The 12680-nt window shown below is 32.8% G+C and carries 14 protein-coding genes; 11 read left to right on the top strand and 3 right to left on the bottom strand.

Annotated features, from left to right (window positions below):
* Nucleotides 1-467 precede the first annotated feature (467 nt).
* Nucleotides 468-647 (top strand): hypothetical protein, encoded by a 180-nt coding sequence (locus MKY02_RS14335; protein ID WP_038190043.1) that lies wholly within the window; start codon nt 468-470, stop codon nt 645-647.
* A gap of 112 nt (nt 648-759) precedes the next feature.
* Here MKY02_RS14335 and MKY02_RS14330 read toward each other — a convergent pair whose 3' ends face one another.
* Nucleotides 760-1011: a GlsB/YeaQ/YmgE family stress response membrane protein gene (locus tag MKY02_RS14330; RefSeq protein WP_038190041.1), complete on the bottom strand. Its 252-nt coding sequence runs from the start codon at nt 1009-1011 to the stop codon at nt 760-762.
* A 444-nt stretch (nt 1012-1455) separates the two neighbouring features.
* On the opposite strand from MKY02_RS14330, the gene MKY02_RS14325 reads away from it, so the two are divergent.
* From MKY02_RS14325 to MKY02_RS14315, 3 genes are all read left to right on the top strand, one after another.
* Nucleotides 1456-2037: a TetR/AcrR family transcriptional regulator gene (locus tag MKY02_RS14325; protein WP_038190038.1), complete on the top strand. Its 582-nt coding sequence runs from the start codon at nt 1456-1458 to the stop codon at nt 2035-2037.
* 25 nt (nt 2038-2062) lie between these two features.
* Entirely contained in the window at nt 2063-3265 is a 1203-nt protein-coding gene (locus MKY02_RS14320; protein ID WP_038190027.1) for an MFS transporter, read from the top strand.
* Between the two features lie 530 nt (nt 3266-3795).
* On the top strand, nt 3796-3978 hold the full coding sequence (locus tag MKY02_RS14315; protein ID WP_038190024.1) for a hypothetical protein: 183 nt from the start codon (nt 3796-3798) through the stop codon (nt 3976-3978).
* A 166-nt stretch (nt 3979-4144) separates the two neighbouring features.
* On the opposite strand, the gene MKY02_RS14310 is transcribed toward MKY02_RS14315, so the two are convergent.
* The gene (locus MKY02_RS14310) at nt 4145-4402 is read right to left on the bottom strand and encodes a GlsB/YeaQ/YmgE family stress response membrane protein (RefSeq protein WP_076033919.1); all 258 of its coding nucleotides are present in this window, start codon (nt 4400-4402) and stop codon (nt 4145-4147) included.
* 91 nt (nt 4403-4493) lie between these two features.
* Nucleotides 4494-5318 carry a non-homologous end joining protein Ku gene (gene ku, locus MKY02_RS14305; protein WP_038190018.1) on the bottom strand — a complete coding sequence of 275 codons (825 nt, stop codon included), beginning with the start codon at nt 5316-5318 and terminating at the stop codon, nt 4494-4496.
* A gap of 108 nt (nt 5319-5426) precedes the next feature.
* On the opposite strand from ku, the gene MKY02_RS14300 reads away from it, so the two are divergent.
* From MKY02_RS14300 to MKY02_RS14270, 7 genes are all read left to right on the top strand, one after another.
* Nucleotides 5427-7262, top strand: a complete 1836-nt coding sequence (locus tag MKY02_RS14300) for a DNA ligase D (RefSeq protein WP_340711425.1) — start codon at nt 5427-5429, stop codon at nt 7260-7262.
* A gap of 324 nt (nt 7263-7586) precedes the next feature.
* Nucleotides 7587-8024 (top strand): BrxA/BrxB family bacilliredoxin, encoded by a 438-nt coding sequence (locus tag MKY02_RS14295; RefSeq protein WP_038190012.1) that lies wholly within the window; start codon nt 7587-7589, stop codon nt 8022-8024.
* On the top strand, nt 8012-8803 hold the full coding sequence (locus tag MKY02_RS14290; protein WP_038190007.1) for a class I SAM-dependent methyltransferase: 792 nt from the start codon (nt 8012-8014) through the stop codon (nt 8801-8803). The genes MKY02_RS14295 and MKY02_RS14290 overlap by 13 nt, the downstream gene beginning before the upstream one ends.
* A 267-nt stretch (nt 8804-9070) precedes the next feature.
* The gene (locus MKY02_RS14285; protein ID WP_038190005.1) at nt 9071-10339 is read left to right on the top strand and encodes a helix-turn-helix domain-containing protein; all 1269 of its coding nucleotides are present in this window, start codon (nt 9071-9073) and stop codon (nt 10337-10339) included.
* Between the two features lie 2 nt (nt 10340-10341).
* A complete protein-coding gene (locus tag MKY02_RS14280; protein WP_268746473.1) occupies nt 10342-10473 on the top strand; it encodes a hypothetical protein in 132 nt (43 codons plus the stop codon).
* Between the two features lie 73 nt (nt 10474-10546).
* Nucleotides 10547-11344, top strand: a complete 798-nt coding sequence (locus MKY02_RS14275) for a PhzF family phenazine biosynthesis protein (RefSeq protein WP_051448836.1) — start codon at nt 10547-10549, stop codon at nt 11342-11344.
* 698 nt (nt 11345-12042) lie between these two features.
* The gene (locus MKY02_RS14270) at nt 12043-12645 is read left to right on the top strand and encodes a YpjP family protein (protein ID WP_038190003.1); all 603 of its coding nucleotides are present in this window, start codon (nt 12043-12045) and stop codon (nt 12643-12645) included.
* Nucleotides 12646-12680: the final 35 nt, after the last annotated feature.

Here is a 12680-nt window from a genome sequence, read left to right as displayed (position 1 = left end):
TCCTCCTAAGTGCTTCATTTTCTACAGTCTTTATCCATAGCAAGGATGATTCAAAAACCACCATATGATTCATATATTCGAGACAAAGGGAAAATATGACTAAAAATAAAGAAATTATTTATTTTTTTTTAAAAAAAATATAATTCTTTGTTTGAGTGAGAGACTTACTTTTGATGAAAATATAGGGAGTATTATATGAGATAATAATATAAAGATTATTGAAATAGTTTATGATTAGCTCACAAATACTATACTGTAAAGGAAGTGGAAAAGATTACAATAGATTTGGATGAATCTTCTGAGCTGCTATAGTTCACTTTTAATTGATTATTTGATTAATAAAATTTCACGTTGTTACGGATATCATTTTTTTATTACATACATCAAGTGTCTTTTCAATGTATGATTTAGTTTGGTGTCATTAAAAAGTACATTGTTAAATAAAATTTAAAAGGAGGTAGTTTTAATTGCCTCGAATAAAAAACTATTTCATATCTCTTATTTTTATAACGGTAGTATTAATTGTTCAATCGCTTTATTATGGTAAATTCAATTTTGAATTGTTTATTTTAATGGTGTTTGGTTGGACTGCTGGATATCTTTTTTCTTTCTATATTAATAAGAAAAGAAAAGCGAAAACGGTATAAACTAACCATCTAAACGTAAAAAGTAGTCAAGGCTTGATTATGGTGCTTTTCTTATAGACATGAATATTCGGGAGAGAATAAAAACCTGAGCAATGAGCCCAGGTCTTTATTTTTATTTATTCATTAATCTAATGATGAAACTTACGAAGAAAATTAATATGATAGACCCAATTAAAGCTGGGATAATATAGAAGTCACTTAATGTTGGACCCCATTGTCCTAATAATGTTCCTCCTATCCAGGCACCAATAATACCTGCGATAATATTACCTATAACTCCTCCTGGAATATCCTTACCAAGAATTAAACCTGCTAACCAACCTAAAATCCCACCAATAATAAGATACCAAATAAAACTAAACATATGTAAACCTCCCTATAATCATGCTGTACTTATTCCCGATAAAATAAATATGAAACATAAATTGTAATAGTAAAATAAGTTTCAGAATTAACTCTGCTTTCTGTATGGGGAGGGGAGGATTTTTGATCTGAGTGTATTAATGCTTGTGTCCTTACAAAGCATCTACAAGTTTATCAATTGTTCGATTTGCAATATTCATTGTTAAATTCATAGATAGGCCATATGCGACTATTTCTCATCTTGAAACATCTTTTCGCATTCTCCACAGATACATAAAATATTATCTTTTGAACCATTTTCCTCCAGCTACTTTACTATTCTGCAACCTTATAATACTCACACCAAAACTTCACAAGTGTAGAGTATTTTCCACTTGCTTTTCTTTATTTAATTTGCTAGTATAACTAACGACCGTTCGTTAGGTAATTAATTGAGGTGACATTATTGAAAAGTGATGAAATTAAGGATGCAGCTCTAAAATATTTCACAATTCATGGTTATGAAGGAGCTTCCCTTTCTCTAATAGCTGAAGAAGTTGGTATGAAAAAACAATCCATTTATTCCCATTTTAAAGGGAAAGATGATCTTTTTCTGCAAGTTTTACATGATGCGAAAGAGACAGAGCTATCTTCAAAACTCCAATATTTCAGTAAAGTTGATAAAAAAAATCCTGAAAAAGTATTGTACGGATTTCTACAATTGATCATAGATCTTTTCCAAAAAAATGAGCAGTTAAAGTTTTGGCTTCGTATGTCTTTTTTTCCACCAGCCCATCTTGAAAAAGTAATCGAACAAGAAGTCATAGATATTGAGGGAAAGGTGCAGACGATACTGGAAAGAAAATTTCAGGATTGGATCAATGATAAATTAATCGTTGGAGAGTCAGCTGTAACGCCGACTTATGCTTTCTTAGGAGTTGTCGATTCCATTTTGCTGGAACTTGTTTACGGCAATGATGAAAAACGGCTAAAGGATAAATTAGAAGCCTCTTGGACAGTATTTTGGAGGGGAGTATCACATCATTGAATCATACAGAAAGAGGTGTTAATACATGAAGAAACCAATAAAAGATCAAAAAGCAGTATTATTAATTCTGCTTAGCAATATATTCATTCCATTTCTAGGAATAGGGCTTATCATCCCGGTTATGCCGTCCTTTATGAATATCATGCATTTATCAGGAAGTACGATGGGCTATCTTATTGCTGTATTTGCGGTAGCACAACTGATTATGTCACCATTTGCAGGGCGTTGGGTTGACCGTTATGGCAGAAAGAAAATCATTACACTCGGTTTATTCCTTTTTGGTATTTCAGAACTTATCTTTGGTGTAGGTACTCACGTATCGGTACTTTATTTATCAAGGATCCTAGGGGGTATTAGTGCCGCCTTTATTATGCCAGGTGTTACTGCATATGTTGCAGATATTACATCAGTTCAGGAACGACCAAAAGCAATGGGCTATATCTCTGCTGCCATTAGTACTGGTTTTATTATAGGACCTGGTATTGGTGGTTTCATCGCTGAATATGGTATACGCTTGCCATTCTTCTTTGCGGCCGGCATTGCTTTTTTAGCATGCATTTCATCAATGTTTATTTTGAAAGAGCCGTTAACAAAAGAACAACTTGCTGAAAACTTCGCTAATAATAAGCAAACAAACTTTATAGGCGATTTAAAAAAATCACTTAATCCGGTTTTCTTTATTGCATTTATCATTGTATTTGTGCTGGCGTTCGGTTTATCAGCATATGAAACAGTTTTTAGCCTTTTTTCTGATCATAAATTTGGCTTCACGCCGAAGGACATTGCAGCTATTATTACTATAAGCTCAATCTTCGGAGTTGTTGTACAAGTATTTATGTTCGGAAAATTAGTAGATATTCTTGGTGAAAAGAAACTAATCCAATTATGTCTAATTGTAGGTGCAATACTGGCGGTGGGTTCTACCATGATCTCTAGCTATTTGGCAGTATTGACGGTTACTTGCTTTATCTTCTTAGCATTTGACTTGCTTCGCCCAGCATTGACGACATTTTTATCAAAAGCAGGCGGAAAAGAGCAAGGATTTGTTGCTGGAATGAACTCAACCTATACGAGCTTAGGTAATATTGTAGGACCAGCTATGGCCGGAATACTATTTGACGTAAATATAAACTATCCATATCTTTTTGCAGCTGTCATTTTGGTCATCGGCCTTGGTTTTACATTCATTTGGAAAGAAAATAAAATGGCAGAAAGCTTTGCAGAATAATTAGAAAAGCATTAGATGTCTTCTGAAGAAATATATTGTTTCTATGTGAACTGAACCCCGAATATTGGACACTTGAAAAGTGATCCAATTCGGGGTTTAGTTTATGTCTTTTTATTTACTTATAAAGGACAAATTATAATATGGTTTTTTCGAAAAAATCGCATAAGAAGTGAAATATGGTGAAATTATACGAAAGTACATATACAATAGTTACTCAAAATTTAAAGTATCTGAAAGAACTGTAGCTAATAGATTGGATAGGGCTTTTTTATTTGTACAAAAAAATTCCGTACTTAAATCTAATAAGGAAAGGAAAATAATTATTTTTCTGTAGGTTCGTCACCTTAAAAAGTGTAGTACAAACAACTGAGTGGAAGCTAGAAGATGGAACCAAACATATCGAATTACGAGTTAGAAATTCTAAGACTAGAGTCTTAGAATTTTGTCAGTCTGCTACTGTATATACGGGCTATTAAATCTTTGATACGCTTGTAATAGGTAATATTTTCAAATTGAAAGGGGAAATCAAAATGAAAAAGAAAATGATTATTGGGTTAGGTGTAGTATTTTCAGTAACTATCATGGCAAGTTTAGTATTGAACTTTGGATTATCAGATGAAAAAGAATATAAAATGTGCTTACAAACACAAAAGATATCTAACACATTCGCTAAAGTATTCGGTGATGAGCCAACTAATGCATGTAATGAATAAAAGGGGATCGAAGTCAGGTTTGATTAATTAAACTGGTACAAATTAGTGCAATAAGTTAATAAAAAAATCCCGTCCCTAAACATAATAAGGACGGGAAATTAATTACTTTTCTGCTGGTTCTACCATTTTTACATAACAGTGGTTGATATTATCAATTCACCCATCATCAAGCGGCTTTACGCATTAATGACATAATAAAGCTTACTATTAAAATTAATATAATAGAACCAAGTAAAGCAGGGAAGATATAAAAATCACTTAAGGCTGGTCCCCATTGTCCAAACAAACTTCCTCCTATCCAAGCGCCAATAATACCTGCAATAATATTACCAATAATTCCGCCTGGGATATCCTTACCTATAATTAAGCTCGCTAACCAACCTAGAATACCACCTATAATAAGAAACCAAAGAAAACTAAACATATTTATACCTCCTATAAAATTGATATTTTTTTCCCTTTTAACTGAAAGTGAAACATGTATTGTTAAGGATTGTTCATTTCCTAAAAACTGTTTAAGAAGTCTTTTTTGTAACTTTCTTTCTCGTAGTTGTTTTTTTCTTAGTAGTCTTAGTCTTATCTAACGAAGCTTGAAGTGCCGTCATTAAATCAGTAACATTATTGGGTACTGGCTGTTTATCGCTTGCAGTTACAGTACTGCTAGTTTTCTTTTCTTCAATTAATTCCATCAATGCCGTTCTATACTCGTCAGTGTATTTTGTCGGTTCAAATACAGTTGTTAGTTGATCCACTAACAGTAGAGCTGTATCAAGCTCCTTCTGAACTACTATTTGTTCACTCGGAATATTAGGTACATCAGCAACACTCCTAACTTCATCAGGGAAATGAATGGTTTCCATAACTAACGAATCCTTATATACACGTACTATTGCCAATTGTTCTTTAGATCTTATAATGATTTTAGCAACACCTATCTTACCGGATTCTTCTAAGGTTTTTCTTAAAAGAGAATATGCTTTACTGCCTGTGGTATCTGGAGATAAAAAATAAGAACGGTCAAAATAGATGGGATCAATTTCTTCTATCCTTACAAAATCTATTATTTCTACTGCCTTATCTTCATTTTCTTTTCTTAAATTTTCAAGTTCATCAGCATCTAATACTACAAACTTATTTTTTGCATATTCATATGCTTTCACAATATCCTCGTCTTTAACTTCTTTATTACAACCCTCACATACCTTTTTATAACTGATTGGTGTATTACATTCCTTGTGTAGTTGTCTCAGCTTAATATCTTTATTTTCAGTTGCAGTATGGAGTTTAACTGGTATGTTAACCAATCCAAAACTAATGCTACCTTTCCAAACTGTGTGCATTACTTTCACCTCGTTTTCTTCTTACTATGCAATTATTCGCCTTTTTTATGTATCAATAGCAGAAATAATCGAAAACTAAATGTATTCCATTCGAAAGTAGGAGAGAAATTGAAACCAATGCTCTTAACGGCTTCAACTGAAATTCCAATAGGAGAAGATTGGTTGTATGAAGCAAAGTATGACGGATTCAGATGTATGCTTATTTGGGATGAAGAACCTACACTTATAAGTAGAAATGGGAATATACTTAATCATAATTTCCCTGAGATAATTGATTTTTGCCTTGAAATTAAAGAACAGATTAAATCGTTTATACCATTAACTTTAGATGGTGAAATTGTTTTTTTAACAAATAATTTTCATAGTAATTTTTCTGTAGTACAAACAAGAGGTCGAATGCGTAGTCAAAATACTATAAAGAAGCATGTAGAAAAATTCTCATGTCATTTTGTCGTGTTTGACTGTTTGGAAAATAAAGGGAAGTGCCAGACAAACTCATATTTTATTAAGCGGAAAGAGGTCTTACAAAAATTATTTGAAACGCTCAGACTTCCACCTACAATAAATTATGAAGACATTAATCGATTACAAGCAATAGACGTTTTTAGTGATAGTAATGAATTGTGGAAGAAAATACTAGTCAGTAATGGAGAGGGGATTATTGCAAAACGAAAGACTAGTAAATGGATTAGCGAAAAGAGAACGACTAACTGGTTAAAAATAAAAAATTGGAGATATGTTACTACCATTCTTACGAAATACAATAAAAGTAATGGCTTTTTTCATGGTGCTATTTATCAAGATAAGCATCTTGTGGAAGTAGTAACGTTTAAACACGGTCTTAAAGAAGAAGAGACCAATACTTTAATTGCACTATTTCAATCAAATGGGGTAAAAATTTCAGAAAGCATTTGGGAACTGGAACCATCTATATGTGTAGAAATAGCGTGCATTGATTTTATGGGAGAAACATTAAGAGAACCAAGATTCAATTCCTTTAAGTTGGAGATGAGTCCTGATGAATGTCATTGGCAGCAAATGCAACGTCAACTTCATCCAATTCCTGAATCAGTTCAGGTTACAAATCCGGATAAGCCTATATGGCCTCCAAGCAATATTTTAAAGGATGATTACTTATTGTATCTACAAAATGTGTCTCCTTATATGCTACCGTTTTTACGTGACCGAAATTTAACGCTTATTCGTTATCCCCACGGGGTACCAGGAGAAAGCTTTTATCAGAAAAGTAGTCCAGATAATGTACCTGATTTTGTTACAACGACACAAGTAGGAGATACAAACTTCATTATTTGTAATAACATCGAAAGCTTATTGTGGTTAGGAAACCAACTCGCTATAGAGTTTCATATACCATTTCAACCTATTCACACAAATAGACCAACTGAAATTGTATTTGACTTGGATCCACCATCTGTAAATGAATTTCATTTAGCAGTCGAAGCTGCATTGCATATGAAAGCTATCTTTGATCAATTCGAATTAATTTCTTTTGTAAAGACCTCTGGAGGAAAGGGAATGCAGATATATATTCCATTACCTTTAGATAAATTTTCATATGAAGAGACTGGTATATTCACTAAGTTTGTTTGTGACTTTTTAACTGAACAAAATCCACAATGGTTTACGACTGAACGCTTAAAGAAAAATAGAAATAATAAATTGTACCTGGATTATGTACAACATCGTGAGGGGAAGACAATAATTGCCCCATATTCACCGAGGGGAAATGAAAAAGGATTCATTGCGACGCCGTTATTCTGGGATGAAGTAAACGAGACTTTAAATCCGAGTATGTTTACTATCTCTGCTGTTTTAGAACGTATCAATAAAGTAGGGAATCCTTTCCGCAATTTTAGGGAAAGTGAAAATGATAAAGAATTTACAACTGTACTTAAACAATTAAAAGGATTGTTAGAAAAATAAAAATTGAAAAAACATCATAAACTATCATTCACCTTTTATTGCAAATAACGTATTATCCAATATGAAGGGGGAATATAAGCCTTCTAGTAAGATTAGGTACTTGTTAGAACATGATAAAGAGCGATAGCCAATTGGCAGTCGCTCTTTATCGTTTTTCGTTGCATATTATGCACGAATTTGTATTGTGATCTTTTTCGAAAAAATCACAAAAAAATCACATAAGAAGTGAAAAAGGGTGAAATTATACGAAAGTACATATACAATAAGAAGGTAAAAACCCTTATAAATCAAGGAATATAAATAGATACGAAAGAGGATGAAAATATGAATGCTTACGAAGAATATATGTTAGGTATTGTTAAACCAATGCGCGAGGAGCTAGTTAATGTTGGATTTACAGAGCTATTAACTCCAGATGATGTTGCTGATCATGTTCAAGAATCTAAAGGTACTTCACTTGTAGTGATTAACTCAGTTTGTGGTTGTGCTGCAGGTTTAGCAAGACCGGCTGTTGCTGCAGCTCTTGAGGCTGCTGAACATAAACCAGATCATTTAGTGACAGTATTTGCTGGACAAGATAAGGAAGCAACTGCACAAATGCGTAGTTATTTTGAGGAAGTGTTACCAAGCTCTCCTTCTATTGCACTATTAAAAGATGGTCAGTTAGCTTATTTCATCCCACGTGAACAAATCGAGGGATTCGCGATGGAGCAAGTACGTGATCATTTAGCAGGTGTGTTAGATCAAGTATGTGCGAAATAACAACGATTGTTACCACTGCAGCAAGACCAGATGCATTATCAAAGCAACTTGCCGAACGAGCATGTAGCACGTTAAATGTACGTTTTGTTGAGCGAAAAAAGCGTGGTATTGCGAAAATGGCAACATTTTATAATGCAAATGTAATTGTTGCGGGAAAAAACCGCTATGAATATCATGCGTTAGGGGCAGATGCTCCTTTCTTCTTCCACCCAAGTTCTGCAGCATTCCGTTTGAAACGTGCAGCTAGGGGGGAAATAGATACCTTTTTAGCTGCATGCCAGTTGAATGAGGGCGATACCTTTCTTGATTGTACATTAGGTATGGCAACAGATAGTATGATGGCGGCTTTTGCGGTCGGTGAATCAGGTAAAGTAATTGGCTGTGAGGGTAATGCCAATGTTGCATTCATCGTAAGCGAAGGGATGAAGCGCTACGATATAACGGATTTACCACTTCTTTCTTGTATGGAACAGATTGAAGTCGTTCATTCAGTAGCATTAGATTATTTGAAATTACAACCTGACAATAGTTTTGAAGTAGTCTATATGGACCCAATGTTCGAAGAAACGATTGAAGAGTCTACTAGCTTTCAACCACTTCGAAAAGCAGGCCTTCATGAAGGGTTATCGGATGAATGGATGGTACAAGCAGAACGTGTTGCTAAGAAAAGAGTAGTATTAAAAGCGCACTTCCGCTCTGATTTATTTGAGCAATATGGCTTTGTTCGAGATACCCGTCTGTCGTCAAAATTTCACTATGGAATTAAGGAAGTAACATAAAAAAAAACTGTTATTCACGGTATCAAAATCGGTGAATAGCAGTTTTTTTATAATAAAATATGTCTAATAATTACCTATTAATCATGATTTATTTAAAGAGAAATGTTATTTTTTATATACTAAATGCCTATTAAATAATAAAATGTAAATAGGGAATGGCACTAAAAAATCACCGAAATATACTTTTTTGGTATTTATTTCAATTAAAATCAAAAAACAATATTTTCTTAGAAATGACTAGCTCTTTGTGAAGTGGGGGAGAAAGATTTGAAGCTTGGCAATAGAATTAAACGAATCAGACTTTTAAAGGGGTTAAAACAGGCAGATATTTGTCACGGAATCATCTCGCCAACCCATTACAGCAATATTGAGAATTGCAGATATACCCCTTCTATTGATACACTCAAGTTACTAGCCGGTAGACTTGAAGTGCCGGAAAGATATTTTCATAATATTTATGAAGATACAACTGAAATGCAAAATATCTTATCCACCCTGGAAACTAAAATTGAAAAGGAGAGTGTTGAAGAGGTCCGGCAATTTTTGGACTTACATCAAGTTCAATTTCAATATATACCTTCCGTTCGACAAGAATATTACTTTATGCTTCTTAAGTTTTTAGCATTAGTAAAGATGGAACAAGATAATCTGGCAATTGAATTATATGAAAATGAAATTGCAAAAGTAGAAATTGATGAATCTCAATTATTTGTTTCTACAAGGTATCAATATCTTTATGTCACCGCGGTATATCATTACTATGTTGGAGATTATAAGATAAGTGGAGAAATGTTCAAGAGGCTTCTTTTGACTAGTGAAGATCAATTACTAAAAGCTCGTATCTCATATAATATTGCAATGTCACATTATCATCAATGCCAATTTGAATATGCACTATCTTATGCTATAGAAGCTAAGGATTTATATTTAAAGTTACATGAATGGATGAAGGCTGGAGACAGTTATAATTTAATTTCAATTTTATTAATAGAGAAAAATGAATTTAAACAAGCAATAGAGTTTATCGAAAGAGGGCTTAATATCTGTCGTCCGGAATTTCATAATTTAAAGGCATTATTGCATCATAATTATGCATTTATCTTATTTCAGACAAATCAATTAGATGAAGCTTTATCACAAATAGATTTTGCTATCAAATATAAAAAAACAGTTAGCTATGCTGACAAATTTGTTTCTAATAGACTAAGGTTAGAAATATTATTGAAACTAAATCAGTTAGAAACTCTTGAATGTGAGATGGATATTTTAGAAGATAGTATCTTAACAAATAAACAGAGAGCTGGATATTATTTTTTAGTAGCAAAGGTAGAATATGAAAAAGGTAACTTTGTAAAATATGAAGAATTTATTCAACAAAGTATCGAAATATTTAAAGAACATATTGATTTAAAAGAATTAAAGCTAGCTTCTGAGCATTACGCAACCTATTTAGCAAAGAATAAAAAATATAAAAAAGCATTTGAAATGCAATTACTTTGCACTGAATGCTTAAAAAAATATGTAGGGGAGAATTAACTATGAAAAAAACTAAAATCGCTGTAATAAGTCTTTTATCATTATTATCATTTGTGGGGGCTTCTATTACTACTTTCTCAATGGCTGAACCAGGACGTCTACACTTCATCACAGCATTTTTAAACAGTTTCTAATATTAAACCACGCCTTATTGTTCAATCAATAAGGCGGTCTCTTATCTATTACTTGAAGGAAGTGAGCAAGGACATGGTCAAAGTTTATATGTTTGAAGTGAGAAAAAGTGGCCATACGGGTAAGTCAAATATCGGGGTTGTTTTTGACGGGAATTCACTTACAGCTTCTGAAATGCAAGAAGTGGCAATGAAAACTGGATTCACGCAAACAATTTTTATCGTTAAGTCTAAGTTAGCTGATATAAGACTTCGGTACTTTACGCCAATTAGAGAAGTGAATGCAGGAATTGATGGTACGATGGCAATTGTTCATGCGTTAGAGAAATCTCCATTTTCTAATAATAAAGAAGTCATTACCACTGAAACAAATGTTGGTATTTTCCCTTTACAGTTATTTAAGCAAGCTAAAAAGGAGAAAAATGCTAAACAACTAGCTTCACATTCATTCAATGAATGTAAAAGTGCATCGTATTCTTATGGTGCAAGTCGTGACCCGGTTTTACAGGTATTGAATGGCTGTGCAGTAGATGGCGTAACAGAATCTGGGCTCCCGACGTGGAATTTAGTTCAAAGTCATGAAAAAGTTTATCCTGCTGTGGATCAGTCTGTCCATTATTTAAATATAAAAGAGGCAAAAGTTTCTAATAGCCTTTTTGCATCATCATTTTTCTTAATCACGGCTAATAATATTAGACGCTTTAAAAATGAGATGTTCACTGAAAAACTTAATATGAAAGCGGAATGTAGACTGAGAAATGAAAATGTCTCAATCATCCGCATATTAATGAATGCCCCCCACATTGCTCGTCCTATTGAAACAGAAGGAATGACGTTTTATTTAGGACAGCGTTTAATACCAATATGTAATTAACAAAAAACACGAGTACTTATTGTACTTGTGTTTTTTGCATACAAGGAAGAATATCATTAAAAAATTTATATATTTTGTAATGAAAAACCGCCTTGTTCAAATAGAACAAGGCGGCTTAGTAAATATTAGTCCGTGAAACATAGAGAGCATAAGTATCCTAATAAACATAAAAATCCAATACCAATAGCAATTGAAGACATAATTTTTGTCCCTCCTTTATTACAAAAAGCGAACATGTTTATTCATTATTATTGTACAATGAATAAAGTAAAAAATCTATACAATTCCTTATACATCAAGGATTTGTGAACAAATTTTTACAAATACGTACATATATCTGCTGTAAATGATGATAGTTTATTTCAAGCATATCAATATACTAGTGAGACATAAAATCTGTGGAGTGTCTTAATTATGTGTCTAAATGTACTTACAATAAACATAGATTTTCTGAAGATACTTCAGTAATAATGTTTTAGTTCAATACCTATAGTGTAAAGTAATAGTGTGAACTATAAAATAAATCAGTTAGCTATGAATTGGATTTAATTGTAATAGTTTATATATTCCTAATAGTATCTTTATTATTGTAGTTTTTGTACAATTAAACTATGAATGTTGAAACTTTTACTAGTGAGATTCGTATATATAATATAGATATTAAAAGATTTAAAAATGTTCGAAAGTAGGTAATGATTATGCAAAAATGGATTCAAAAATTCCTTGTTGCATCCGTAGCGGTAATCACATTAGGTTTAATTACGCCGAGTCATGCAATATGGGAAGGTTTACTAGATCACAGTTCCAATGTTAAAGCACAATTTTCAGGAGATACTACTAGTCAACTAACGAAATACATAGAAACGCAGAATGAGTCAGTTATTTCAACAGAAGAGGAACAGACTTTTGAAGAGTATGCCTTTGTAGCAGCAAAGGAACAAGCCTATTTAAAATTTGGCTCACGAGTAGGTCCACAGATTAGTGATGAATTTGATGATGTCATTTTACCTAAAATGCAAGAAGCAATTGAAATGACAGTAAATCGTCTTGATAACGAAACAACAAAGTCATTGGCAATTACTGAAAATCCAAGTGGTGATTATGCAGAGAAGATTTTCCATGTATATAACACAGGAACTAAACAAGATGTCATACGCTTCCATGTACGTACTGAAAATCGGCCATTTGATGGCTATTACTACAATTTCCATTACCACACGTATGAAGATCAATTCACAGCTCATTATGACCTAGGTGAAATCTACTGGTCTAAAAATACTCCCCCTAAATGGTTGTCTTGATTTTAGTTTACCTAAAAGGACTGATCAAATTAGTT

It is taken from the genome of Viridibacillus sp. FSL R5-0888 (assembly GCF_038009105.1).
GTDB lineage: Bacteria > Bacillota > Bacilli > Bacillales_A > Planococcaceae > Viridibacillus > Viridibacillus arenosi.
This window is presented reverse-complemented; position numbering and strand designations above follow the sequence as displayed.

Bases quoted from the DNA above. Each gene is read 5' to 3' on its own strand.
- MKY02_RS14330 (WP_038190041.1), bottom strand. From the start codon at position 1,011: ATGTTTAGTTTTATTTGGTATCTTATTATTGGTGGGATTTTAGGTTGG.
- MKY02_RS14320 (WP_038190027.1), top strand. From the start codon at position 2,063: ATGAAGAAACCAATAAAAGATCAAAAAGCAGTATTATTAATTCTGCTT.
- MKY02_RS14315 (WP_038190024.1), top strand. From the start codon at position 3,796: ATGAAAAAGAAAATGATTATTGGGTTAGGTGTAGTATTTTCAGTAACT.
- MKY02_RS14310 (WP_076033919.1), bottom strand. From the start codon at position 4,402: ATGTTTAGTTTTCTTTGGTTTCTTATTATAGGTGGTATTCTAGGTTGG.
- ku (WP_038190018.1), bottom strand. From the start codon at position 5,318: ATGCACACAGTTTGGAAAGGTAGCATTAGTTTTGGATTGGTTAACATA.
- MKY02_RS14295 (WP_038190012.1), top strand. From the start codon at position 7,587: ATGAATGCTTACGAAGAATATATGTTAGGTATTGTTAAACCAATGCGC.
- MKY02_RS14290 (WP_038190007.1), top strand. From the start codon at position 8,012: ATGTGCGAAATAACAACGATTGTTACCACTGCAGCAAGACCAGATGCA.
- MKY02_RS14280 (WP_268746473.1), top strand. From the start codon at position 10,342: ATGAAAAAAACTAAAATCGCTGTAATAAGTCTTTTATCATTATTATCA.
- MKY02_RS14275 (WP_051448836.1), top strand. From the start codon at position 10,547: ATGGTCAAAGTTTATATGTTTGAAGTGAGAAAAAGTGGCCATACGGGT.
- MKY02_RS14270 (WP_038190003.1), top strand. From the start codon at position 12,043: ATGCAAAAATGGATTCAAAAATTCCTTGTTGCATCCGTAGCGGTAATC.